General features: G+C 74.3%; 20 protein-coding genes. 12 read left to right on the plus strand and 8 right to left on the minus strand.

Annotated features, from left to right (window positions below):
- Positions 1 to 18: 18 nt before the first annotated feature.
- From ACFYZR_RS26155 to ACFYZR_RS26165, 3 genes are all read right to left on the minus strand, one after another.
- Positions 19 to 1,521, minus strand: a complete 1,503-nt coding sequence (locus ACFYZR_RS26155) for a serine/threonine-protein kinase (protein ID WP_391914352.1) — start codon at positions 1,519 to 1,521, stop codon at positions 19 to 21.
- A 124-nt stretch (positions 1,522 to 1,645) separates the two neighbouring features.
- Complete coding sequence (locus ACFYZR_RS26160; protein WP_391914354.1) at positions 1,646 to 2,764, minus strand: alpha/beta hydrolase; 1,119 nt, start codon at positions 2,762 to 2,764, stop codon at positions 1,646 to 1,648.
- 143 nt (positions 2,765 to 2,907) lie between these two features.
- A complete protein-coding gene (locus tag ACFYZR_RS26165) occupies positions 2,908 to 4,311 on the minus strand; it encodes a short-chain fatty acyl-CoA regulator family protein (protein ID WP_391914356.1) in 1,404 nt (467 codons plus the stop codon).
- A gap of 222 nt (positions 4,312 to 4,533) precedes the next feature.
- Between ACFYZR_RS26165 and aceA the strand changes: the two genes are divergently transcribed.
- Positions 4,534 to 5,814, plus strand: a complete 1,281-nt coding sequence (gene aceA / locus ACFYZR_RS26170; RefSeq protein ID WP_391914358.1) for an isocitrate lyase — start codon at positions 4,534 to 4,536, stop codon at positions 5,812 to 5,814.
- Between the two features lie 11 nt (positions 5,815 to 5,825).
- A complete protein-coding gene (locus ACFYZR_RS26175; RefSeq protein WP_391914494.1) occupies positions 5,826 to 6,689 on the plus strand; it encodes a 3-hydroxybutyryl-CoA dehydrogenase in 864 nt (287 codons plus the stop codon).
- A 3-nt stretch (positions 6,690 to 6,692) separates the two neighbouring features.
- Here ACFYZR_RS26175 and ACFYZR_RS26180 read toward each other — a convergent pair whose 3' ends face one another.
- The 3 genes from ACFYZR_RS26180 to ACFYZR_RS26190 form a co-directional block, all read right to left on the minus strand.
- Positions 6,693 to 7,292 (minus strand): histidine phosphatase family protein, encoded by a 600-nt coding sequence (locus tag ACFYZR_RS26180; RefSeq protein ID WP_391914360.1) that lies wholly within the window; start codon positions 7,290 to 7,292, stop codon positions 6,693 to 6,695.
- A gap of 493 nt (positions 7,293 to 7,785) precedes the next feature.
- The gene (locus ACFYZR_RS26185) at positions 7,786 to 8,904 is read right to left on the minus strand and encodes a glycosyltransferase (protein ID WP_391914362.1); all 1,119 of its coding nucleotides are present in this window, start codon (positions 8,902 to 8,904) and stop codon (positions 7,786 to 7,788) included.
- Positions 8,905 to 8,917: 13 nt separating this feature from the next.
- Entirely contained in the window at positions 8,918 to 9,673 is a 756-nt protein-coding gene (locus ACFYZR_RS26190) for a DUF2334 domain-containing protein (RefSeq protein ID WP_391914364.1), read from the minus strand.
- A gap of 115 nt (positions 9,674 to 9,788) precedes the next feature.
- On the opposite strand from ACFYZR_RS26190, the gene ACFYZR_RS26195 reads away from it, so the two are divergent.
- Both ACFYZR_RS26195 and ACFYZR_RS26200 read left to right on the plus strand, forming a co-directional pair.
- Positions 9,789 to 10,358 carry an SRPBCC family protein gene (locus tag ACFYZR_RS26195; RefSeq protein ID WP_391914366.1) on the plus strand — a complete coding sequence of 190 codons (570 nt, stop codon included), beginning with the start codon at positions 9,789 to 9,791 and terminating at the stop codon, positions 10,356 to 10,358.
- 82 nt (positions 10,359 to 10,440) lie between these two features.
- Positions 10,441 to 11,373: an NADP-dependent oxidoreductase gene (locus ACFYZR_RS26200; RefSeq protein WP_391914368.1), complete on the plus strand. Its 933-nt coding sequence runs from the start codon at positions 10,441 to 10,443 to the stop codon at positions 11,371 to 11,373.
- A 36-nt stretch (positions 11,374 to 11,409) separates the two neighbouring features.
- Here ACFYZR_RS26200 and ACFYZR_RS26205 read toward each other — a convergent pair whose 3' ends face one another.
- Complete coding sequence (locus ACFYZR_RS26205; protein WP_391914370.1) at positions 11,410 to 12,342, minus strand: carbohydrate-binding protein; 933 nt, start codon at positions 12,340 to 12,342, stop codon at positions 11,410 to 11,412.
- 141 nt (positions 12,343 to 12,483) lie between these two features.
- A complete protein-coding gene (locus ACFYZR_RS26210) occupies positions 12,484 to 13,668 on the minus strand; it encodes an ABC transporter substrate-binding protein (protein WP_391914371.1) in 1,185 nt (394 codons plus the stop codon).
- 761 nt (positions 13,669 to 14,429) lie between these two features.
- Here ACFYZR_RS26210 and ACFYZR_RS26215 point away from each other — a divergent pair.
- The 8 genes from ACFYZR_RS26215 to ACFYZR_RS26250 all read left to right on the plus strand — a co-directional run bounded on the left by ACFYZR_RS26215 (position 14,430) and on the right by ACFYZR_RS26250 (position 24,036).
- Positions 14,430 to 16,598 (plus strand): hypothetical protein, encoded by a 2,169-nt coding sequence (locus ACFYZR_RS26215; RefSeq protein ID WP_391914373.1) that lies wholly within the window; start codon positions 14,430 to 14,432, stop codon positions 16,596 to 16,598.
- 63 nt (positions 16,599 to 16,661) lie between these two features.
- A complete protein-coding gene (gene pelF, locus ACFYZR_RS26220) occupies positions 16,662 to 18,179 on the plus strand; it encodes a GT4 family glycosyltransferase PelF (RefSeq protein WP_391914375.1) in 1,518 nt (505 codons plus the stop codon).
- Positions 18,176 to 19,624, plus strand: coding sequence for a hypothetical protein (locus tag ACFYZR_RS26225; RefSeq protein WP_391914377.1), 1,449 nt, complete (start codon positions 18,176 to 18,178; stop codon positions 19,622 to 19,624). Before pelF ends, ACFYZR_RS26225 begins: the two co-directional genes overlap by 4 nt.
- 35 nt (positions 19,625 to 19,659) lie before the next feature.
- Positions 19,660 to 20,661, plus strand: coding sequence for an SDR family NAD(P)-dependent oxidoreductase (locus ACFYZR_RS26230; protein WP_391914379.1), 1,002 nt, complete (start codon positions 19,660 to 19,662; stop codon positions 20,659 to 20,661).
- Positions 20,662 to 20,717: 56 nt separating this feature from the next.
- The gene (locus ACFYZR_RS26235; protein ID WP_391914381.1) at positions 20,718 to 21,431 is read left to right on the plus strand and encodes a sugar phosphate nucleotidyltransferase; all 714 of its coding nucleotides are present in this window, start codon (positions 20,718 to 20,720) and stop codon (positions 21,429 to 21,431) included.
- Positions 21,432 to 21,440: 9 nt separating this feature from the next.
- Positions 21,441 to 22,367 (plus strand): NAD-dependent epimerase/dehydratase family protein, encoded by a 927-nt coding sequence (locus tag ACFYZR_RS26240; RefSeq protein WP_391914383.1) that lies wholly within the window; start codon positions 21,441 to 21,443, stop codon positions 22,365 to 22,367.
- The gene (locus tag ACFYZR_RS26245; protein WP_391914385.1) at positions 22,364 to 23,071 is read left to right on the plus strand and encodes a spherulation-specific family 4 protein; all 708 of its coding nucleotides are present in this window, start codon (positions 22,364 to 22,366) and stop codon (positions 23,069 to 23,071) included. Before ACFYZR_RS26240 ends, ACFYZR_RS26245 begins: the two co-directional genes overlap by 4 nt.
- Positions 23,068 to 24,036 (plus strand): endo alpha-1,4 polygalactosaminidase, encoded by a 969-nt coding sequence (locus ACFYZR_RS26250; protein ID WP_391914387.1) that lies wholly within the window; start codon positions 23,068 to 23,070, stop codon positions 24,034 to 24,036. Before ACFYZR_RS26245 ends, ACFYZR_RS26250 begins: the two co-directional genes overlap by 4 nt.
- Positions 24,037 to 24,038 lie beyond the last annotated feature (2 nt).

Below are 24,038 nucleotides of genomic sequence, written 5' to 3' on the forward strand. Positions count from 1 at the left end.
ACACCCCCGATAGCGTGACTAACACGACGTCACCCAGCCACCGCCGCACGACGTCCGCGGGCTGGGAGATGGTTCGTAACTGGGCGACGGGGACGGGTCACCGGCCCCGTTGCCCCCGGTCCCCCCGGTGGCCGGGGCCTGGCTCTGCCCGTCCTGACCCCCGCCCGTGTCCTGGGAGGCCGAGGCGGTGGGCCCGCCGCCCGGGGTCCCCGTGCCCTTGTCCCCGGCGTCGCGCAGGGCGATCACTCCGGCGGTGCCCCCGGCGACCAGGACCAGCGCGGTGACGGCCGCCACGATCCAGGCCGCCTTCCGCCGCCCGGGATCCGGTGCGCCCGGATCCGGATCCGGGCGCACCGGGTACGAGGGGTGGCGGGGATCGCCGTAGGACGGGACGACCAGGGGCGTGGCGAGACCCCCCTGCTGGAGCCCGACCGGTACGGGCGGCGGGGTCGGCGAGGCGACCGGGGAGGGCCCGGCCCAGGGCCTGGGCGAAGGCGGCGTGGGAGTGGGGGCGTACGTCGGTGTCGGCGTGGGGGTGGGGGTGGGGGTGGGCGCGGGCGCCGGGGACGGCGTCGGCGTCGGTGCGAACGGCGGTGGCGTCTCCCGTACGGGCAGGGGCCCCGGGGCCGGGGTCTCCGTCCGGGCGCGCACCGGCTCGTCGAGGGTCGTGGGCACATACCCCGGATGCTCCGTCAGCCGGCCGGTGGCGACGGCCTCCAGGAGCTGCTCGGCCTCGGCCGAGCCCATCCGCCGCGCGGGGTCCTTCCGCAGCAGCCCCTCCAGCAGCGGCGTCAGCGGGCCGGCCCGCCGGGGCGGCGCCAACGGGTCGTCGACGACGGCCCGCAGCGTGCTGAGGGCGTCACCGCGCCGGAACGGCGACACCCCCTCGACCGCCACGTACAGCAGGGTGCCCAGCGACCAGAGGTCGGAGGGGATGCCGGGGCGTTTGCCCACCGCCCGCTCCGGGGCGAGGTACTCGGCCGAGCCGATGAGGTCGCCGGTGCGGGTGAGGGTGCCCGCGCCCTCGACGAGCGCGATGCCGAAGTCGGTGAGGACGACCCGGCCCCCGGACTCCAGCAGGACGTTGGCCGGTTTGACGTCGCGGTGGAGCACCCCGACGGCGTGGGCCGCGCGCAGCGCCTGGAGCACCAGGGCGCCGATCCGGGCGGCCTCCTTGGCCGTCAGCACCCCCTCCCGGCGGAGCACGGCGTCCAGGGACTGCCCGCGCACCAGCTCCATCACGATCCAGGGGCGGCCCTCCTGCTCCACCACGTCGTGCACGGTGATGACGTTGGGGTGGCTGACCCGGGCGGCCGCGCGGGCCTCCTGTTTCAGCCGGGCGTAGAGGACGCGTACGTCGTCGGCGCTCATCCGCTCCGGCGCCTGGACCTCCTTCGCGGCCACCTCGCGGTCCAGGACCTCGTCCATGGCCAGCCAGACGACGCCCATGCCGCCCCGGCCGAGCTGCTCCATGAGCCGGTAGCGCCCGGCCAGCAGTGGTTTGCGGCGTTCCGTGTCCATTTGCCGTACGCCCCTTCCCCCCGCGTACGGCGTACGGAGCCGTGCGCATTCGGGCCACACTGGCTGGGACGTGGTGCCTGCCGATACCGTTCCCCTCCGGTGGTGAAGGCCGTGTGCGCACGGCTCAGCGGCGGGTGGCGAGTTCCTTGTCGAGCCAGCGGAGCACCACGGGGTATTCCTCGCGCCAGGTGACGAAGTTGTGGCCGCCCTCCTCGCGCACCAGCTTCTCGACCTTGGTGGGCGGCTTGGCCTTCCCCGCGAACTTCTCCATCTGCGCGTAGTACTTCTCCTCGCCCTTCTCGCTGGCGGCCAGCAGCAGCGAGACCGGGGGCGGAGGCATGTGCTCCAGGCGCCACGTCAGGTCGGACTCGTTCTTGAGCTGCTTGTTGCCGGCGTAGAGGTCGCCGGTGTCGCGGTCCTGGCGGGCGAAGAGGTCGGTGGACAGACCGGCGGCGGCGCCGTACCGGTAGGGGTCGGTCATGGCCATCTTCAACGCGCAGTAGCCGCCGGTGGAGTTGCCGACCGCGCCCCAGGCGCCCCGGGCGTTGTCCACGCGGTAGACGTCGTTGACGGCTACGGGGACGTCCTGGTTGAAGAAGGTCAGCGCCTGCGGACCGCCGGGCACGTCCGTGCAGTTGGTGTCGCGGTCCGCCACCACCGAGGGGCGCAGCATCAGCACGATCGTCGGCTTCATCTCGCCCGCCATCACGGCCTTGGAGGCGGCCTGGGGCACCTTGGCCTTGGTGATGAGGTTGATGGACTGGCCGGGCTGGCCCGTGATCGCCACGATCACGGGGAAGGTGTCCTTCTCATGCCCCTTCTGGAAGTACTGGGGCGGCAGATACGCGAAGCCGTCCATGCTCAGCCCGGTCACCGGGCCGTTGATCTCGATCCGGTCGACCTGCCCGGCCTTGTCCTTCGGGCCGAGGCCGACGGGCTCCTGGCCCTTGACGGTCAGGGCCGGGGGCCGCTTGCCGTTGCCCGAACCGGTTTGCAGCGCCTGCTTGCGGGAGTTCTGGCCGAGGAGCTCCTTCCACGTGGAGTAGAAGCCGAACTCGTTGTTCGCCGCGACGAGGAGCACGGACAGGATGCAGACCTGGGCCAGCACGAGCATCCCGAGGCGGGAGGCGAACGCCAGGGGCCCCTTCTTCGCGGCCCTCGGCCACAGCCACAGGACCAGCGCGGTCACCGCGACGGCTATGACCACCAGGGTCAGCAGGAAGGTCTGGGACGTAAGGCCCACGGTTGTCGCTCCTCTTCACGGGGGGTCTCCTGGAGAGAGGGCAAACGATGGGACGCGGGTTCCTGTATAAGGGCCTTTTTCATCGTATAGCCGTACCGGAGTGCTCGCGCTTCGGTGGCCGGGGCCTGTGGCCGGGCCCGTGGTCAGGGCCGTTCCACCGGGTACGGCACGAAGGTCGTGCGGTTCTCGTCGACGGCCAGCCGGCGCCCCAGGGGCGGTACGGCCCGCTGGGGGCAGTCCAGCCGTTCGCAGACCCGGCAGCCCATGCCGATGGGCGTCGCGGCCGACGCGTCGTCCAGGTCGAGGCCGGCGGAGTAGACCAGCCGGTGCGCGTGCCGGATCTCGCAGCCCAGGCCGATGGCGAAGGTCTTGCCGGGCTCGTGCCAGCCGCCCCGGGAGCGGGTGACCGTACGGGCCGTCCACAGATACCGCCGGCCGTCCGGCATGGCGGCCATCTGCACATGGACCCGGCCGGGCGAGGCGAAGGCCTCGTAGACGTTCCACAGCGGGCAGGTGCCCCCGCCCCGGGAGAAGTGGAAGCCGGTGGCGGACTGCCGCTTGGAGAGGTTGCCCGCCCGGTCGACGCGGACGAAGGAGAACGGCACGCCCCGCGCCCCCGGCCGCTGGAGGGTGGACAGCCGGTGGCAGACGGTCTCGTAGCCGACCCCGAAGTGGTCGGCGAGGCGCTCGACGTCGTAGCGCGTCTCCTCGGCGGCGGAGTGGAAGACGCCGTACGGCAGGATCAGCGCGGCCGCGAAGTAGTTGGCGATGCCGATCCGGGCGGGCGTCCAGGCGGGGGAGTCCTCCGCGAAGTCCTCGGCCGCCTGCCGGGAGAGCTCCCGCCCGTACTCCAGCAGCGCCAGTTGCGTCGCCATCCGGAAGGCCTGCTGGCCGGGGCGGAGCCGGGGCGAGTAGTGGAGCACCCGGGAGGCCGGGTCGTAGCGGTGCTGCTGCTCGGCATCGGCGACCAGCCGGACGCCGTGGCGCTCGGCGAGCCGCGCCGCCAGCGCCTGCCGGACCTCACCGCGCCGCAGCCCGATCCCGGCCGCCAGGCCCTCGGCGGCCGTGTCCAGGTCGTGGAGGTAGTTCTGCCGCCGGTAGAAGAACTCCCGCACCTCGTCGTACGGGGTGCGGCCCAGGACGGCGGCCTCGTCCGGCCCCCGGTCGCCCGCGAGTTCGGCCACCCGCTCGGTGAGCGCGCGGTTGCGGCGGTCGAGGTCGAGCAGGATCCGGGCCACCGTCGGCAGCCGGTGGGCGAGCTCGCTCAGCTCGGCGGGGGAGACCCGGCCGCCCTCCGGCCCGTCCGCGAGCGCCTCCCGCAGGTCCGCCACGAGGCGGCTGGTGTCCCGCTCGGCGAAGAACCCGGGATCCACACCGAACGCCTCGGTCAGCCGCAGCAGTACGGGCACGGTCAGCGGCCGGGCGTCGTGCTCCATCTGGTTGAGATAGCTCGGGGAGACGGCCAGCCGCCGGGCCAACTCGGCCTGACTGAGTCCGCGTTCCTCGCGCAGTCGGCGCAGCCGGGCACCGGCGTAGGTCCTGCCCATACCCGCGAGCGTAGCGGTGTTGGCAATGTTCGCAAAGTGGCCGTGGACCCTTCGCGGAAATTGGCACGAGGCCATCGTCGACGGCCCTGCCGTGCCGGTGGGAGAGTCGTCGCACGGCCGGCCCGGCCCTGAGGGGGGCCGGGCCGGCGGCCTTCGCAGGCATTCCGTTTCTTCGCAGTCTTCACAGCAGACTTCACAGCAGTCTTCACATCAGGAGGGGACATGGAGCACGTGGAAACCGCTGCCGCGGCACTCGAGGAGCGCTGGGCCACCGAGGAGCGCTGGAAAGGCATCGAACGGACCTACGGCGCCGAGGACGTGATACGGCTCTCCGGCAGCGTCCGCGAGGAGCACACGCTGGCCCGGCGCGGCGCCGAGCGGCTGTGGCGCGAACTGCGCGAGCTCGACTACGTCCACGCACTCGGCGCCCTCACCGGCGGCCAGGCCGTGCAGATGGTCCGGGCCGGGCTGCGCGCCGTCTACCTCTCCGGCTGGCAGGTCGCCGCCGACGCCAACCAGGCCGGGCACACCTACCCCGACCAGAGCCTCTACCCGGTCAACTCCGTGCCCACCGTGGTCCGCAGGATCAACAACGCCCTGCTGCGCGCCGACCAGATCGCCACCGCCGAGGGCTCCGGCGGCGACGTGGACTGGCTCGCGCCGATCGTCGCCGACGCCGAGGCCGGCTTCGGCGGCCCGCTCAACGCCTTCGAGCTCACCAAGGCGATGATCGCCGCCGGCGCGGCGGGCATCCACTACGAGGACCAGCTCGCCTCCGAGAAGAAGTGCGGCCACCTCGGCGGCAAGGTCATCGTGCCCACCGCCCAGCACATCCGCACCCTCAACGCGGCCCGGCTCGCCGCCGACATCGCCGACGTCCCCACCCTGATCGTGGCCCGCACGGACTCGCTCGCCGCCAACCTGCTCACCAGCGACATCGACGAGCGCGACGCCCGCTTCTGTACGGGCGAGCGCACGGCGGAGGGCTTCTACCGCGTCGAGCCCGGCATGGCCCCGGTCATCGCGCGCGGCCTGGCCTACGCCCCCTACGCCGACCTGCTGTGGATGGAGACCGGCACCCCCGACCTCGCCCAGGCCCGCGAGTTCGCCGAGGCGATCCACGCCCGGTACCCCGGCAAGGCGCTCGCCTACAACTGCTCGCCGTCCTTCAACTGGAAGGCCGCCCTCGACGACGACCGGATCGCCAAGTTCCAGCGCGAGCTGGGCGCGATGGGCTACCGCTTCCAGTTCATCACCCTGGCCGGCTTCCACTCCCTCAACCACGCGATGTTCGACCTCGCGCGCGGCTACGCCGAGCACGGCATGACCGCGTACGTCGACCTCCAGGAGCGGGAGTTCGCCGCCCAGGAACAGGGCTTCACGGCCGTCAAGCACCAGCGCGAGGTCGGCACCGGCTACTTCGACCTGGTGTCCACCGCCCTCAACCCGGCCGCCGAGACGCTCGCCCTGCGCGGCTCCACCGAGGAGGAGCAGTTCCGGTGACCGGCACCCCGATCAGCACCCCGATCAGCCGCGTCGGCGTCGTCGGCGGCGGGCAGATGGGCGCGGGCATCGCCGAGGTGTGCGCCCGCGCCGGGCTCGACACGGTCGTCCGCGAAGCCGACGCCACGGCCGTGCGCGCCGCGCGCGAGCGGATCACCCGCTCGCTCGACCGGGCCGTCGCCCGGGGCAAGGCGACGGCGGACGAGCGCGACGCCGCCCTCGCCCGGATCGTCCTCACCGCCGACCTCGACGACATGGCCGACCGGCAGCTCGTCGTCGAGGCCGTGGTGGAGGACGCCGGCGTCAAGGCGGAGGTCTTCGCCGGCCTCGACAAGATCGTCGAGGATCCGGCGGCCGTCCTGGCCACCAACACCTCCTCCGTCCCCGTGATGCGGCTGGGCATGGCCACCACTCGAGCCGACCGTGTCATCGGCCTCCACTTCTTCAACCCCGCGCCGGTCATGCCGCTGGTCGAGGTCGTCACGTCCCTCCACACGGGCGCCGAAACCCGGCGCACGGCGGAGGAGTTCGTCACCACGACGCTCGGCCGCCGGGTGATCCGCTCCCAGGACCGGGCCGGCTTCGTCGTCAACGCCCTGCTGGTCCCGTACCTCCTCTCCGCGATCCGGATGGCCGAGTCCGGCTTCGCCACCGCCCGTGACATCGACACGGGCGTGGAGCTCGGCTGCGCCCACCCCATGGGCCCGCTCGCCCTGGCCGACCTCATCGGCCTCGACACGGTCCTGGCGATCGCGGAGTCGCTCTACGAGGAGTTCCGCGAACCGCTGTACACGGCACCGCCGTTGCTGCGGCGGATGGTGGAGGCGGGGCTGCTCGGCCGCAAGGCGGGCCGGGGGTTCCACCCGTACGCATAGCCGCTACGACGCGGGCCCCAGTGCCTCCCCGCACCGCAGATTCCACCGGCCCGCCCGCCCGCTGAGCGCGGTCAGCGTCAGCGGCCGCACGTCCAGCCGCCAGAACGCCTGCGGCGGCAGCGCGAGCGCGTGCACGACCGCGGCCCGGATCACGGCGGGTTCGGCGACGGCCAGCACCCGGCCGTCGCCGTCGTCGCTCTCCCCGTCGTTCCCGCTCCCGAGCCCGTCGAGCCAGGCGCCGACCCGGCCGACGAGCGCGACCACCGACTCGCCCCCGTGCGGCGCGGCTGCGGGGTCCGCCAGCCACGCGGCCACGGCCTCCGGCTCGGCGGCCGCCAGCTCGTCGAGGCCCAGGCCTCGCCACCGGCCGACGTCCAGGCCGACGAGCCCGGGGGCGGGCTCCGCGGAGAGCCCCAGGCCGGCGGCCGTCTCACGGCAGCGACGGGAGGGGGCGGTGAGGTGCCGGGAGGCGCGGGGCACGGCCCCGGCGACCGCGCGGGCCTGCGCGATGCCGCGCTCGTCGAGCGGCGAGTCGTCGTCGAACCGGGCCGCGCGGAGGGCGGGGCCGGTGGCGGGGGAGAGCAGCAGGACGCGCAGGGTCATGGGGCGGATTGTGCCCGAGACCGGGTGGGGCGACAGGCGGCGCGATGCCGTTGCACCCCCGTCATGCGGTGTGGCATGGTGAAACCCTCAGCGACGGCGGCTACCGTCGCCGAGGGTTTCGAGGAGCTAACGGTCATCTGCCCCATGTTGCTCGTGGGACAGCGGGCCGTCCTTATGGTCAAGGGTCTGGTTCAACCCTTCACGGACGGCGTAGCTGACCAGGGCGGTGAAAACCGCCCCGGCAGCTCGCTTCGCCACGCGCCGGGCTCCAGTCCCGGAAAACCACGTCGGTCGCTCCTTGCGGTGACGCCCCATAGGCGCCCCCTCTCTCGCAGTGCGCCATAGCCAGTGGCGCTCCGGAGGGCGCCCGCATTGCCGGGCGCCCAGGGCGAGCGTCCGGAAGTGGCGGTCCTCGGAGAGGGGGCGCACGAAGTGCGCCGCCGAGGGCGAGCATATCCCCTTCCGTCCTCAAGTCCGGCCGTATCGGCGGAGATTACGGATTACGGAAACTCTGTTCACCGGAACGTGCGTGCACCGCCAGCATCCCCCGCACCGTCCGCTCCCACGGGAACTCTTCCGCCCGCTTCCGCGCCGCCGCGCGGCGATGGTCTTCCGGGACGGACAGGAGCCGGGCCACCGCGTTCGCCATCGCCTCCGGCGAGGCGGCCGCCGCCAAGCCCGCTCCCGGCGCGAGGAGTTCGGGCGCGGCGCCGGAGTCCGCCGTGACGACCGGGGTGCCGCAGGCCAGGGCCTCCAGGACCGAGAGGCCGAAGGACTCCACCGGGCATGGGGCCAGCGCCACGTCCGCCCGCGCGAGCGCGCGGGCCACCGCGCGGCGGTCGGTCACATGGCCGTGGAAGCGCACCGGCAACCCGGCCTCGTACGCCCGTCGTTCCAGGCGGCCGCGCTCCGGGCCGTCGCCCAGGACGTCCAGGCGGGCCGGGACGCCGCGCCGCAGCAGTACGCGCAGTGTTTCCAGGGGGAGTCGGGGGGATTTCTCCGCCGACAGCCGGCCCGCGTACACCAGCCGTACCACCGGATCCGGGGCTGTGCCCATGGGTGAGAAGACGTCCAGGTCGACGCCGAGCGGTACCCGGTACAGCGCCGGTGCCGCCACGCGCGCGAATTCCGCGCAGGAGAAGGCGGATGCCGCCACCACGGCGTCGAACGCCCCGGCCAGGCGCCGGTTCCAGGCGTCGGCCGCAAGCCCCAGGGGCAGCCGGGCCGGCAGCCGGGGCGCCAGGATGGCGTCCAGGCGCTCGTGGGAGAGCAGCACCGCCCGTATCCCCCGCGCGCGGGCCCAGTGCGCGGCGTGGACGAGGGTGAGCTTGTCGGACACCTCGACGGAGTCCGGTGCCAGGCGCGCCAGCAGCGCCCGTAGCGCGTGGAGCGCGAGGGGCGAGCAGATCAGCCGGTAGCCGCCGCCCACCCGGACCCCGGGCAGGGCGACCCGGAGCCCGGCGGTGTCGCGCCACGCCCCGTACCGGGGGCCCGGGGTGATGAGGACCCGTTCGTGGCCCGCCGCCGCGTAGCCGCGGCCGAGCGCGTCGAGCGCGGTCCGCAGGCCGCCGGAGGCCGGGCCGTGGAAGTTGGCGAGCTGGACGATCCTCACGCGCCGCCGTCCCTCATACGTCGTCGTCCCCCGGGCGCCGCCGGGCGCGCACCAGCCCGGCGTACGTCCAGGGGCGGGCCCCCGCCGCGAGGGCGAGGTCGACGGCCTCCAGGGCGTGTTCGCGCAGGCCCGGCCGGTCCAGGTCGGCAGGGTGGAGGGCGATGCGGAAGGGCCTGCCGCGCCCGGACCACCGGCCGGCCGCCGTGCGCATCAGGTGGGCGCCGGCCCGTTCGCCGAGGCCGCCCGGCCGGTGGGACAGCGCCGGCATCCGGTGCCGGGCGCCGGTGCGCAGGTCGTGCACCGCCAAGTGGCTGGTGGTGTACTCCAGCCCCACCGCGCGCAGGGCCGCGAGCGACCCCGGCGAGGCGAGCCAGCCCGGCGGGGTGAAACCCTCCGGGGCGATCCCCACGGAGGCGAGCGCGGCCAGTCCGGCCGTGAGCCGGCGGTGGGCCTCCGCCTCGTCCAGCGCGCAGAACTCCGCGCAGCCGCGCGCCAGCACACGGTTCAGCCAGCGCCGCGCGGGCGGGCCGCCGGGCACGGCCCGGTGGGTGCAGCCGTGGAGGGAGAGCTCGTGCCCGCGCCGGGCCGCCTCGTGGAGCCAGCGCACCAGGGCCGGGTCGTCCGGCAGCCGGGGCCCGCGCCAGGCGCCCGGCACGAGCAGCAACGTCGCGGGCACCCCCCGCGCGTCCAGCTCGGCCAGCCAACGGCGGCTGCGCGAGAAGCTCCAGGGGGCGACGTCGTGCACCGAGACCACGAAGACCGCTGTCACCCTCCCAGGATCCTCCGGCCGGTGTGACGTGCGCCGTACGTCCGGGTGAACACCCTCTTCCGGGTGCAGACTGTTGTTCGACGGAGTGACAGGCAACCGGAGTTCAGGAGAACGTATGCGCTACGCGGACGGGCCCGGCGTCCAGGAAGAGGTCCACATCGGCGCGGCCCCGGCCGAGGTCTGGAGACTGGTGGCCGACATCGGCCTGCCCGCCCGGATCAGCACCGAACTCCAGCGGGTCGAGTGGCTGGACGGCGCCACCGGGCCGGTGCTCGGCGCGGCCTTCGAGGGCCACAACCGCCACCCGGTGGGCGGCGAGTGGCGGACCGTCTCGTACATCGTCGCCCTGGAGCCCGAGCGGCTGTTCGGCTGGGCGGTCACGGATCCGGACAACCGGTTCGGGGGCGGGGTCGCCGATCCCGCGTACCCGCTCGCCACCTGGAAGTTCGAGCTCCGGCCCGAGGACGGGGGGACGCTGCTGCGGCAGTCGGTGCGGGTCGGGCCGGCGCCCTCCGGGCTCAGCGTCGCGATCGGCCGGATGCCGGACCGCGAGGAGCAGATCCTCGCCATGCGCCTGGGCGAGCTGCGGGAGGGCATACGGGCCACCCTGGAGGGCGTCAGGCGGCTCGCCGAGGAGCCGGCCCGGGACGCGGGGGCCGGGGCGGGCGCCGGAGCGGGGGCGTAGGGCGGCAGGGCGCAGGGCGAATTCAGGGGCGGGACGGCCCGGCCTGGCACGGAAAATCCTGATTTTCGATGATGGTGATTCCATGACCAAGACCAAGGCCATCTCCTTCAGCTCCTTCGGCCCCGCCGAAGTGCTCCGGCTCGGCGACGCCGATCTGCCCGCCCCCGGGCCCGGGCAGGTCCGGATCGCCGTCCGCTGCGCGGGCGTCAACCCGCTCGACCACAAGATCCGCAGCGGTGCCATGGAAGCGGTCTTCCCCACCGAACTGCCGCACGTCCCCGGTGTGGAGGCGTCGGGCCTGGTGGAGGCGGTCGGCGTGGGGGTCATGGAGGTGCGCGCGGGGGACGCCGTCCTGGGCCGCACGCTCACCGGCGCCTACGCCGAACAGGCCCTGGCCCGCGCCGACCAGCTGGTGGTCAAGCCCCTCTCGCTGCCCTGGGAGGAGGCCGCGGCCCTTCCGGTGGCGGCCGAGACGGCGCTGCGGAGCCTGGACGAGCTGGGCGTGGGGGCCGGGGAGACGCTGCTGGTCCACGGCGCGGCCGGCGGGGTGGGCACCATGGTCGTGCAGTTCGCCCGCGCGCGGGACGTCCGGGTGATCGGCACGGCGAGCGAGTTCAACCACGAGTACCTGCGGGGCCTGGGGGCCCTCCCCGTCGCCTACGGGGAGGGCCTCGCAGGGCGGGTGCGGGGGATCGCCCCCGAGGGGGTGGACGCGGCGCTGGACGCGGTCGGCAAGGGCGACGCGGTCGCGGTGTCGGTGGAGCTGACCGGTGACCCCGGCCGGGTGCTGTCCATCGCCGACGCGGAGGGCGCCCGGCGCCACGGCGCGCGCTTCAGTTCGGGCGGCACGGGAGCGGGCACGGTGCCCGCGATCGAGGCCGCCCTCGCCCTCCACGAGGCGGGGATCCTCCAGTTGCCCATCCACCGGGTCTATCCGCTGGCGGAGGCCGCCGAGGCGCACCGGGCGAGCGAGCACGGGCACCTCACCGGGAAGATCGTCATCGCGGTGGCGTGAGCCGCCGGGCCGTGGCCCGGTGCCGCCCGGCGCGGGTCACTGCCGTACGGTCCAGTGGTCGTTGGCCCCGGCCCGGAGGAACCGCAGCGGCGGGCAGAGGAACGCGCGTCCGTCGGGCCGCTCCTCCGTCCACGGCGCGTCGGACGGGCTCGCGGGCTTCCACGCCCCGTTGGCGCGCAGCTGGACGGCGCTGCTGTCGAAGACGGTGCTGCGCGCCTCCGCGCAGTAGTAGCCCACGCCGGTGCCGGGGTCGACGCTCGCGTAGATCTCGAACATGTCCCAGCCGTGGGCCAGGCCGCTCTGATCGGTGCCGGACTGCTGGTACAGCAGGTTCCAGCTGCGCGTCCGGACGTTGTAGAGGTACGAGGACCAGCGGTTGCCGCTCGCCGCGTCCCGTACCAGCTGCACGCTGTAGCTCCGGCCGCCGCCGGTGGCGGTGGTGGTGTACGTCGCGAGGAAGTCCGCGTCGACGGTCAGCACCTTCGCGGGGCCGCCCTTGCCGCACCAGTCCCAGGCCCAGATCTCGTCGCCGCTGTTCCAGTACGCCGTGACGACCTCCATGCAGGAGTTCTGGGCCTTCGTGGTGGGCGCGTAGGTGAAGTTGTCGGCGTCGGAGACCTTGTAGGACGGGTCGACGGTGTGGGTGGCGGTGATGCCGTCGTGCGAGCCCGGCCGGGGGAAGACGCCCCACCAGTTGTGGGTGACGTCGGCGGCGGGGCGGCCGGTGGCGGTCGGCGGGTGGTGCGCCCACGCGCCGGCCCGGGCCCGGCGGCCGTTCTCGAACGCGCGGACGGCGCGGTCGCGGCCGGGGGAGCGGTCGGGTGTACGGGCGCCGGTGACCACGCCCCGGTGCGGGGCGTCGGGGGCGGGGACGGGTGCGGCCGCGGAGGCGGTCGTGCGGGCGGTGGCGCCGAGGGTGGCCAGGACGGTGAGCAGGGCCGCGATGAGGGAGGTCCGGTGTCTGTTCACATGAACTCCAGCAGGAAGGGGGGTGGGGAGCGCCTGCGGACTCCGGCGATGGGAATGTCCATGACAATCTCTGGAGTGTCAAGGGACCCAGCGGCACCAGCCGCCGGGTCCGCCCGGCCAAGAGCCCGGCCCGGAGCCCGGTCAGAGTCCGACCGTGAGCTCCGCGTCCCGTCTGATGTGCGGCAGCCGGGCGTTGGTGACCAGCGCGAGCTCGCGCGCCCCGCCCCGCCCCGGCCGCCACTGCCCGCCGATCAGCGGCAGCGGGGCGACATTGCGCACGGGCCCGGCGGTGAAGTCGAGGAGTCCCGCGACCGTGGCCAGCCGGGTCGCGCCGAGGGCCGCCGCGACCGCGTGCCGGTCGGTGGGGTCGGCGGCGGTGGTCAGGGCGTGGACGGCGACCTCCAGCAGGGCGTGGGCCGGGCCCAGGGGCTGGAGCCAGGGCCGCCCGGTGGTGATCCGGTAGTCCTGGGCCAGCCGGGCCGCCGTGGTGTCGTCCAGCGAGGAGCGGTAGGGGTGCCGGGGCGTCCAGTAGACGAGCGTGGCGATCCTGGCGTTCGCCAGCCCGTCCGGGGCCGCCGACGCCCGGGGGCAGTCCAGCTGGCGCGAACAGGTGATCAGCCGGGTGCGCAGCCCCGCCTCGCGGGCCTGCCGGTGGAAGAGAGCCAGGTCCGCCACGGTGGCCGCGCCGGTGACGACATCGGTCCCGGCCTCCTTGAACCGCCGGACGATGCCCGCGAACCCGGTGGCCGGCTCCCGGTAGCCGCCCGGGTCGACCAGGGTGTGGCCGCGCGCCGCCACCACGGGCGCGAAGCCGTCCCGGGGGTGGCGCAGCGCCCGCCCCTGGGGCCCGTCGTTCCACAGGCAGCCCACCGTGCGGCGCGGCCCCACGCGCTCCCACATCTCCGCGAACACCGCGGCGATGTCGTCCAGCCCCCACCCGAAGTGGAACGTCCAGCGGAACGCGCGCCCCGGCTCCGCGCCCCGGCTCAGGGCGTACGCCTGCCAGGGGAGGCCCGTCGACAGACAGGGGATGCCCAGCACCTCGCAGGCGTCGGCCACGGCCGGCAGCACCCGGGTGCCGCCCATCGTCACCACCGCCGACGCCCCCTCGTCGCGCACGAGTTCCGCGACCGCGCGGCGCGCCCCGTCGGGGCCGGAGCGGCTGTCGCGCCAGGCGAGCCGGACCGGGCGGCCGCGCACCCCGCCCGCCAGATGGGGGGCCAGCCTGCCGAGCGCGTAGAGCAGGGGGTCGCCCAGCCGGGCGAGCCGCCCCGTCCGCGGCACGACCGCCCCCACGCACAGCTCTCCCGTCCGCCCACGAGCCACCAGCCCGCCCCCCGTTCCGCTGTCGCTCCCCGCGGTTCTCGTAGATCAACGTCCCCCTCCCGCAACCTGGTTGACACGTGTCACCCCGGACCCGGAAGGGTGATTCCGTATCGTCTCGCGCACTCGAACGATCGAGTCCGGACGATTGCCGTCCGTTCTCCGTAGGGAAGTTGACGGTCACGGCGCTTGAATCCGTGTTGGAACCGGCATTCCGGACAGCCGTCATCCGGCCGATCTCGTGACGTCCGGAACCAGCGGAGGCGGATGTGCCTCCGGCCCCTGAACACACGTCCGGTGACGTTGTATACGGAAGTTGACACAGGTCACCTCGGGAATGCCCCCGGGCGGGCCCCCGGCGGCCGGCGGGAAGGGGTGCCGGACGCCGCGGCGGGTTTCGGCCAACGCCCCTCGGAGACCGGCCGGGCGAGTCCCCGGTGCGCCCCGCGCGGGCTTCGGGCATGACGCACTATATGGCTGAGCGGACGAAGGGCAGCGATGCCTCTCGGAGCCGTGGCACTCCCGTGCCCGGAGCCCGCGTCGTCGTCGCGCGCCCCGGGCTCCGGGCGCGCGGCTGGGAACCGGACATCGGCGTCCGTTCCCTGGCAGGGGAGGGACGTTCGCGGCCGGAGTGGGGACCCGGCCGTCAGGGGGCCGCTCGCGATCACTCGAAGTGCGACGGCGTTCGTCAGGGACGCCGTGCACGTGTCAGGTACGGAGGCCCGCGCACCCCGACGCGCGGCTCCGTCCGGGGGGAGACGCACATGGGGAGTACGACGCGCGCGGCCGCGGCCTGGGCCGCCGCCGCGATGCTGACGATGGCGCTGCCCGCAGGCAGCGCGAGCGCGGCGGACCTGCCGCCCCGCATCGACCTGCGCCTGTTGGTGGTCGACGACGGCGGCCCCGCCGTCGAGGCCGTCCGTGCCGAGCTGGAGGCGGCCGGCACCCCGTACACCAGGCTCGATCTCGCCGACGCGGCCCGCCCGCGCGTCGACGAGGCGTTCCTCAGCGACACCGTGGACGGCAGACCGAGAGCCAAGTTCCAGGGCGTGGTCCTGCCCAACGACAACCCCTTCGGCGCCGATTCGGCCGAGATGACGGCCCTCGCCGGCTACGAGAAACGATTCGGCATCCGGCAGGCCGACGCCTACACCTACGCCCGCCCGGCCGTCGGGCTGAACACCCCCGACGCGGGCGGCTACGCCGGCCCGCTCGACGGGCAGACCGCCCAGGTGACCACGGCGGGCGCCGCCGGACCCTTCGGCTATCTCAAGAAAAACGTTCCCTTCGAGGACAACGACCCGGCCGTCAAGGAGAGTTACGGCTATATCGCCGTACCGCTCGCACAGCAGGAGAAGGGCGCCAGCTACACCAGCCTCGTGGACGCGCCCGTCCCCGGCGGCTCCGGACGCGGCTCGCTGATCGGCCAGTACGACCACGACGGCCGCAGCGAACTCGTCGTCACCTTCGTCGCCAACCGCTACCAGACCCAGTTCCGCCTGGTCTCCCGCGGCATCGTGGAGTGGCTGACCCGGGGCGTCCACCTGGGCGCCGCCCGCAACTACTTCGGCGTCCACGTCGACGACGTCTTCGCCGCCGACGACCGCTGGGACACCAAGCTCAAGTGCACCCCCGGCGACGTCGACTGCCCCGGCAACCCCGACCCCAGCGCCCCCTCCCTGCGGATGACCGCCGCCGACGCGCAGTACGCCAAGCAGTGGTCCGCCGCCCACAACCTGCCCATCGACTTCGCCTACAACGGCGTGGGCAGCGAGGAGTACCGGGCCTCGCACGGCGGCGCGCCCGACCCGCTGCTCCAGCAGTTCGTCGCCGACCAGAAGTCCTTCCGCTGGATCAACCACACCTACACCCACGCCTTCCTCGGCTGCGAGCAGGACACCAGCTCCGTGCCCTGGAAGTGCGCCACCGACGCCGCCGGAAAGACCCGCTGGGTCAGCCGGCAGACCATCGCCTACCAGGTCGACGAGAACCTCCGCTGGGCCGCCCGCCAGGGCCTGACCCTCGACAAGGACGAGCTGGTCACCGGCGAGCACTCGGGCCTGAAGACCACACCGCAGCAGCCCCAGGACAACCCCGAACTCGCCCCTGTCCTCGCCCAGACGGGCGTCAAGTGGATCGCCAGCGACACCTCGCGCGAGCGTGAGCAGCGCCCGGTCGGCTCCGCCCTGACCGTGCCCCGCTACCCCATGAACGTGTACTACAACGTGGGCAAGGCCACCGAGCAGACCGACGAGTACAACTGGCTCTACACCAAGAAGGCCGACGGCGGCAGCGGCACCTGCGAGAAGTTCCCCGAGACCACCACCTGCCTGAAGAAGCCCCTGGACGTCAAGACCGGCTTCCAGAACTACATCGCCCCGCTCGAGGCCCGCATCGCCCTCGGCCACGTCCTCGCCAACGACCCGCGCCCGCACTTCATGCACCAGTCGAACCTCTCCGAGGAGCGGATCGGCTACACGGTCCTGGAGAAGGTCCTCGCCGACTACGCCGGCCTCTACGCCGACAACACCCCGCTCGTGAACCTCCGCCAGCGCGACATCGGCGACGAGCTGAGCCGCCGCGCCGCCTGGAACGCCGCCGTGACCGCAGGCAAGGTCACCGGCTACCGCGTCGGCAACACCGTCACCGTCACCACGCCCGCCGGGCTGCACACCACCGCGACCGTACCCAACGGCACCACCGCCCAGGGCGGCACCGCCTTCGGGACCCCCTACGCCGGCGCCCGCTCCGGCTGGAGCACCCCCGCGGCCGACCAGACCCAGCTCACCCTCACCCTGCCCGCCGACACCCCCGCCACCCGTGGCGCGGACGGCAGGGCCACCCGTATCCAGGCCCCCGCGGCCGCCCTCCCGGTGCCCCCGGGCGTCACCACCCGCGTCCCCTTCGGGGCCGGGCACACCGAACGGCGCTGAACCGGCTCGTACCTCCGTGCTGCACCACCTCGCCCCACCGTCTCCTGGAGAGAACCGACTTTCATGCACGGACCGTCAGCCGAACCGGCGTTCGCCACTCCCTCGGTGACCCTGCTCACCGAGGGCACCTATCCCCATAGTCACGGCGGGGTCAGCGTCTGGTGCGACCAGCTCGTCCAGGGCATGCCCGACGTCGACTTCCACGTCATCGCCGTCACCGGCACCGGCCGCGAGCCGCTCGCCTGGGAACTGCCCGGCCACGTCAAGGCCGTGGACACCTTCCCCCTGTGGGGCCCGCCACCGGCCGGCCGCGCCCCGCGCGGCCGGCACCTGCGCCACTTCCTCGCCACCTACGAACAGTTCCTGAGCTCCCTCCTCGACCCCGCGCGCGAAGCGCTCTTCGCGCCCGCCTTCTACCGGCTGGCCGACCACGCCGCCGACGGCACGCTCTTCGCCGCCCTGCGCGGCGAGGCGGCCGCCCGGCTGCTGGCCCGGCTCTGGAACCGGCCGCACCTCGCCACGGCCGCCGCGCGCCCCACGCTCCACGACGCGCTGGCCGCCACCGACCTGCTGGAGCACGCCCTGCGCCCGCTCGCCGCACCGGCCCCCGCCGAGGGGATCACCCACGCGGTCAGCGGGGGCCTGGCCACCCTCCCCGGCCTCATCGCCCACCACCGGCACGGCACCCCCTTCCTCCTCACCGAGCACGGCATCTATCTGCGCGAGCGCTACCTGAGCTTCCGCGCCGAGCCGTACCGCTGGCCCGTCAAGGCCGTGATGCTCGGCCTGTTCCGGCTGCTCGCCGAGGAGGGCTACCGCAACGCCGCGCTCGTCACCCCCGGCAACCGCTACAACCGCCGCTGGGAGGAGCACGGCGGCACCCCGCCGGAGCGCATCCGCACCGTCTACAACGGCGTCGACCCGGCCGCCTTCCCGCCCGCCGGCCCCGAGCCGGACCTGCCCACCCTCAGCTGGGCCGGCCGGGTCGACCCCATCAAGGGCCTGGAGACCCTCATCCGCGCCTTCGCGATCGTCCGGAAGGAGATACCCGACGCCCGGCTGCGCCTCTTCGGCGGCACCCCACGCGGCGGCGAGGGCTACCGCACCGCCTGCGAGGGCCTCGCCGCCGAACTCGGCGTGGCCGACGCCGTCACCTTCGAAGGACGCGTCGACGACATCCGCGACGCCTACGCCGCCGGCAACGTGGTGATGCTCTCCAGCATCAGCGAAGGCTTCCCCTTCACCCTCATCGAGGCCATGTCCTGCGGGCGCGCCACCGTCTCCACCGACGTCGGCGGCGTCCGCGAGGCGGTCGGCGACAGCGGACTGGTCGTCCCGCCGCGCGACCCCGAGGCCATGGCCGCCGCCGCGCTGCGACTGCTGCGCGAGCCCGAACTGCGCGCCAAGATGGGGGAGTCGGCACGGCTGCGCGTCATCGAGCAGTTCACCCTCCGGCAGACCATCGACGGATTCCGCGACATCTACCACGACCTCTCCGGCCTGCGGCGCCCCGTCCCCGTGGACGTCACCGCCGACCGGCCCGCCCCCGTCATGGCCATGGCCGCAGGCGGCGCGGGATGAGCGGACTGCTGCGCCTCGTCCCCGGCGAACCCGAACCCTCGCACGAACTCGCCGCCGCGCCCACCGGGACCCGCTCCCGGCCCCGGTGGGCCGCCGACCCCCTCGACGAACTCGCCGAGGAACTGGCCGACGTCTGCGCGGCCGCCGTCCACCCCGACGAGATCGCCGCCGTCCTGGAGGCCGACGGCCTCACCGGCGAGCAGATCGCCGAACGCTACGGCCGCGCCGACGCCTTCGAGCTCGCCGCCGAACTCTTCGCCCGGGTGCCGCGCGGCCACCCCGAACCCGCCCCGCGCCCCGACCCCTGGAAGGCCGGGCCGGGAGCGTCCCTGCTGCGCTCGGTGGTCTTCACCCTGCCCGGCTTCGGCTACGCGCTGGGCTCACCCCTCCTCGCCGGCGCCCGGGACCGCTTCGGGATGCCCGCCGGCACCTGGGCGCTGGTGGCCTCCGCCCTCACCGCCTGGGCCTGGAACCAGGGCCTGGCCCACCGCGCCTACCTCCGCCTCGCCGCCGGCGGCCGGGCCGCGGCGGGCCGCTCCCTGAGCGTGGGCGCCCCCCTGGGCGCCCTCCTCGCCACCGCCGCCGCGCTCGCCCTGCGCGCCCCGGCCGGCGTGCTTCTCTTCGCTGCGGGCCAGGCCCTCTACCTGGCCGCCGCCACCACCCTGCTCGTCCTCGGCCGCGAACGGCTCCTGCTGCTCGCCCTGTTGCCCACCGCCACCGGCGGAGCGGTGCTCATCGCCGCCCGGCCGCCGGCCGTCCTCGGTACCGGACTGCTGCTCGCCACCGTCGGCGGCGCGCTCTTCGCCGCCGGGTACGAGACGCTGCGCGCCCGGCGCGGCGAGAAACCGCCCTCCGGGCCGGTGCCCCCGCCCGCCGCCTCCCTGCCCTACGGCCTCTTCGGCCTGGGCTGCGGACTGCTGACCACCTTCGCCGCCCTCGGCGACGCCCTCGCCCACCACGACGGCGGCACCGGCGGCCCCGCCGTCATCGCCCTCACCCTCAGCATGGGCCCCGCCGAATGGCTGCTCTACCGCTGCCGGGGCCGCTCGCTCGCGGCGCTCGCCGCCGCCACGACCACCACCGGGCTGCTGTGGCGGGCCGCCCGCGTCCTCGCCCTGTGCGCCGCCGGCTACCTGGCGGCCCTGACCGCGCTCGTCCTGGCCGTCGGGGCGCTGTGGCCCGGCGGGGCACCGCCCGCCCCCGGCCGGCTGGCCGCCCTGCTGGCGCTCGGCGCCGTGCTGTGGACGGGCCTGCTGCTCCAGGCCTACGGCACCGCCTGGCCCCCGGCCCTGCTCTGCCTGGCCGCCGCCGCGGCCGAGGCCGGCGCGCTCCGGCTGGGCACGGCGGCCCCGGTCACCGACCAGCTCGTCATCTGTTCCGGTGCGGCGGCGGCCCTGCTCGCCGTGGCCACCGCCCTGCTCGGCCGGATCACCACCCACCGCTGAGCCACCGTGAAGAAGCCCTGAAGAGGAGAGCCCTCGTGTCCGCATCAGCACTCGTCGCCGTCACCGGCGCCGAAGGATTCATCGGATCGCACCTCGTGGAGGCCCTCGTCGCCGACGGCCACCGGGTCCGCGCGATGGTCCAGTACAACTCCTTCTCGTCCTTCGGCTGGCTGGAGGACCTGCCCCGGGAGGTCATGGACCACGTCGAGGTCGTCCTCGGCGACGTCCGCGACCCCGGCTCCGTCCAGGGCCTCGTCACCGGCGCCGAGACCGTCTACCACCTGGCCGCCCTCATCGCGATCCCGTACTCCTACCGGGCCCCGCACAGCTACGTCGAGACCAACGTCACCGGCACCCTCAACGTCCTGGAGGCCGTCCGCCACCTGGGCATTCCCCGCCTGGTCCACACCTCCACCAGCGAGACCTACGGCACCGCGCGGACCGTGCCCATCACCGAGGACCACCCCATCAACACCCAGTCCCCCTACGCCGCCTCCAAGGCCGGCGGGGACCGGCTCGCCGACAGCTACCACGCCAGCTTCGGCCTGCCCGTCGTCACCCTGCGCCCGTTCAACACCTTCGGCCCCCGCCAGTCCATGCGGGCCGTCATCCCCACCGTCATCGGCCAGGTCGCCGCCGGACAGCGCGCCATCACCCTCGGCGACCTGCGGCCCACCCGGGACTTCAGCTACGTCAAGGACACCGTGGCCGCCTTCCGCGCCGTCGGCACCGCGCCCGCCGCCGCCGTCCTCGGCCGCACCTTCAACTCCGGCACCGGCGAGGAGATCTCCGTCGGCGACCTGGTGACCCTCATCGGCAAGCTCATGGACACCGACCTGGAGGTCACCGAGGACGCCGAGCGCGTAAGGCCCGCGGGCTCCGAGGTGATGCGGCTGGTCTGCGACTCCTCCCGGCTGCGCGCCGCCACCGGCTGGGCCCCCGCCCACACCCTGGAGCAGGGCCTCGCCGAGACCGTCGCCTTCTTCCGCGACCCCGCCAACCTCGGCCGCTACAAGACCGGCATCTACAACGTCTGACGTTCCGTCCACCCACGCGGTACCACCCACGCGGCACAAGAGAGGAACGGCACCCCATGCATGTAGTGATCCTCGCCGGAGGCAAGGGCGTCCGGCTCCGCCCGTACACCACCGCGCTGCCCAAGCCCCTGGTGCCCATCGGCGACCAGCACGCCATCCTCGAGATCGTCATGCGCCAGCTGGCCGGCGCCGGGTTCACCAGCTGCACCCTCGCCATAGGCCACCTCGGCCACATCATCCGCGCCTACGTCGGCGACGGTTCCCAGTGGGGCATCAGAGTCGACTACACCACCGAGGAGAGTCCCCTGGGCACCATGGGCCCGCTCCTCACCATGACCGACCGGCTCCCCGAGCGCTTCCTGGTGATGAACGGCGACATCCTCACCGACCTCGACTTCGGCGAGGTCCTGCGCGACCACACCGCCTCCGGGGCGCCCCTGACCATCGCCACCTACCCCCGCCGGGTCAGCATCGACTTCGGCGTCCTGACCACCGAGGCGGGCCGGGTCGTCGGCTTCGCCGAGAAGCCCAGCATGGACTACCGCGTCTCCATGGGCGTCTACGGAGTCTCCCGCGACGCCCTCGACCGCTACACTCCCGGACTGCCGCTCGGCTTCGACGAGCTCGTCCTCGACCTGCTGGCGGCGGGCACCCCGCCCAACGCCCATGAATTCGACGGCTACTGGCTGGACATCGGCCGCCCCGACGACTACGACCGGGCGAACGCCGAGTTCGCCGTCCGCCGCGACCTGCTGATCAAGGGAGCGTGACCGGCTCCGATGCGCATTCTCGTCCTGGGCGCCACCGGCTTCCTGGGCCGGCACACCGCCTCGCGCCTGCGCGCCCTTCCGGGCGCGCACGTGCGGGTCGCCGGCCGTGCCCCCGCCGACGGGCCGCCCGTCGCCGAGCTGCCCGTCGACCTGGCGGCCACCGGCCCGGAGCGGCTCGCAGCCCTGCTGCGCGAGGCCGCCCCCGACGCCGTCGTCAACTGCGCGGGCGCGGTCGGCGGCAGCGCCGTGACCCTCACCGCCGTCAACGCCCGCGGCCCGGCCGTGCTCTGCGAGGCCCTCGGCGCGGCGGCTCCCGACGCCCGCCTGATCCATCTGGGCTCGGCGGCCGAGTACGGGCCCGCCGAGGCCCGGCTGCCCGTCGGCGAGAGCGCCCCGGCCCGCCCGCTCGGCCTCTACGGCGCGAGCAAACTGGCCGGCACCCTCGCCGTCACCGGCTCCGGCCTGGACGCCGTCGTCCTGCGGGTGTTCAACCCCGTCGGCCCCGGCGCCCCGGCCGCCTCCCTCCCCGGCCGCCTCGCCGCCGAACTGCGCCGGGCGGGACCCGACGGCCGCGTCCGCACCGGGGACCTCTCCGCCCACCGCGACTTCGTCGACCCGCGCGACGTGGCCGAGGCCGTCGCCCTCGCCGTCACCGCGCCCCGCCCCCTGCCCGCCGTCCTCAACATCGGCAGCGGCACCGCCCGCCCCGTCCGCGACGTGGCCGAAGGGCTGCTGCGCGCCGCCGGGTTCACCGGCCCGGTCGGCGACCGCGTCGCCGAGGACGGCGACGGCTCGCCGCGCTCCGCCGCCGTACCCTGGCAGCAGGCCGACATCACCGCCGCCGGACGCGCCCTGGACTGGGTCCCCCGGCACTCCTTCGCCGACTCCCTCACCGACCTGTGGGCCACCGTGCCCGCCACGGAGCCCGTGCCATGACCACCACCACGCCCGCCGCCCACGAGGACGCCGGGCGGCTGCTCGTCCCCCTCTACGTCCACCCCGCGACCCACCCCGAGGAGTGGGCCGCGCTGCTCGACGCCGCCCCCCGGCTGTACGGGGTCGTGCTCAACGCCGCCGACGGCCCCGGCGGCCGCCCCGACCCCGCCTTCGGCGCCGCCGCGCGAGCGCTGCGCGCCGCGGGCGTCCGGTTGCTGGGCTACGTCGACACCGGCTACGGCCACCGCCGCACGGGCGCCGTGGTCGCCGACATCCGCCGCCACCGCCGGTGGTACGACGTGGACGGCGTCTTCCTCGACCAGGTCCCGGCGCACGACACCCCGCTGCCCCGCTACCGCCGCATGGTGCTGGCCGCCCGGGTGCTGGGCGCCCGTACGGCCGTCCTCAACCCCGGCACCCACCCCGCCCCCGGCTACGCCTCGCTCGCCGACCTCCTGGTCACCTTCGAGGGCACCTGGGAGGACTACCGGCGCGCCCGGGTGCCGGAGTGGACCACCGGACACCCACCGGAGCGGTTCTGTCATCTGGTGCACGGCGTGCCCGAGGGGCGGGAGGGGCAGGTGGCCCGGACGGCGGGGGCGCGCGGTGCCGCGGTCCACTGCGCGGTGCCGGGCACGGGGGCCAACCCCTGGTGCTCGGTGCCGCGGGCGGCCGCCGGTCTCACGACGGGGGGCACGGTATGAGCGGGGGGCGTGGCATGGGGGCGTGGCGCGGCAAGAGCGCGTGGCGCGTCCGCGCGGGGCTGTGCGCCGCGCTGCTGCTGGTCCTGGCGGGTTGCTCCGCCTCGCCCGCGGACGACGACGGGCCGGACCGGGACGACGACGGTGCCACGGCGGCACCCCGCGCCTCGGACGCCCCTCGCGCCTCGGGTGCGCCGGAGGCCTCGGGGACGCCGGGCGCCTCCGCCTCACCCGGCGGTCCGGCCACGGGTTCGGCGCCGGCCGGGGCCCGTTGGCAGCCACGTCCGGGCACCCGCTGGCAGTGGCAGCTGGACGGAAAGGCCGACACCTCGGTGGACGCCCCCGTCTACGACATCGACGGCTTCGAGAATTCGGCCGAAACCGTGGCCCAATTGCATTCCCGTGGCCGGAAGGTGATCTGTTACATCAATGCCGGTGCCTGGGAGGACTTCCGGCCCGACCAGGGGAAATTCCCCAAGAACCTGCTCGGCAACAAGAACAAGGGGTGGAAGGGCGAGAAATGGTTCGACATCCGCCGCCTCGACACCCTGCGGCCGCTCATGGCGGCCCGGATGGACATGTGCCGGCAGAAGGGATTCGACGCCGTCGAACCCGATCTGACCGAGGGATTCCGCAACGGCACCGGCTTTCCGCTGACGGCCGACCACCAGCTCGCCTTCAACCGGATGCTGGCGGATCTCGCCCATGAGCGGGGCCTGGCCATCGGGCTGAAGAACGACCTGGACCAGATCCCGCAGCTGGTGGACACCTTCGACTTCGCGGTGAACGAGCAGTGCGCGCAGTACGACGAGTGCGAGAAGCTCACCCCCTTCGTGAAACGTGACAAAGCGGTCTTCCATGTCGAATACGAACTGTCGACGGGGGAGTTCTGCCCCACGGCGCGGCGGCTCGGGCTCAGCTCGATGAAGAAGAAGCTGGAGCTGGACACCTGGCGGCAGCCCTGCTGAAG

The organism is Streptomyces sp. NPDC001678, from assembly GCF_042892945.1.
In the GTDB taxonomy this organism is placed as follows: Bacteria; Actinomycetota; Actinomycetes; order Streptomycetales; family Streptomycetaceae; genus Streptomyces.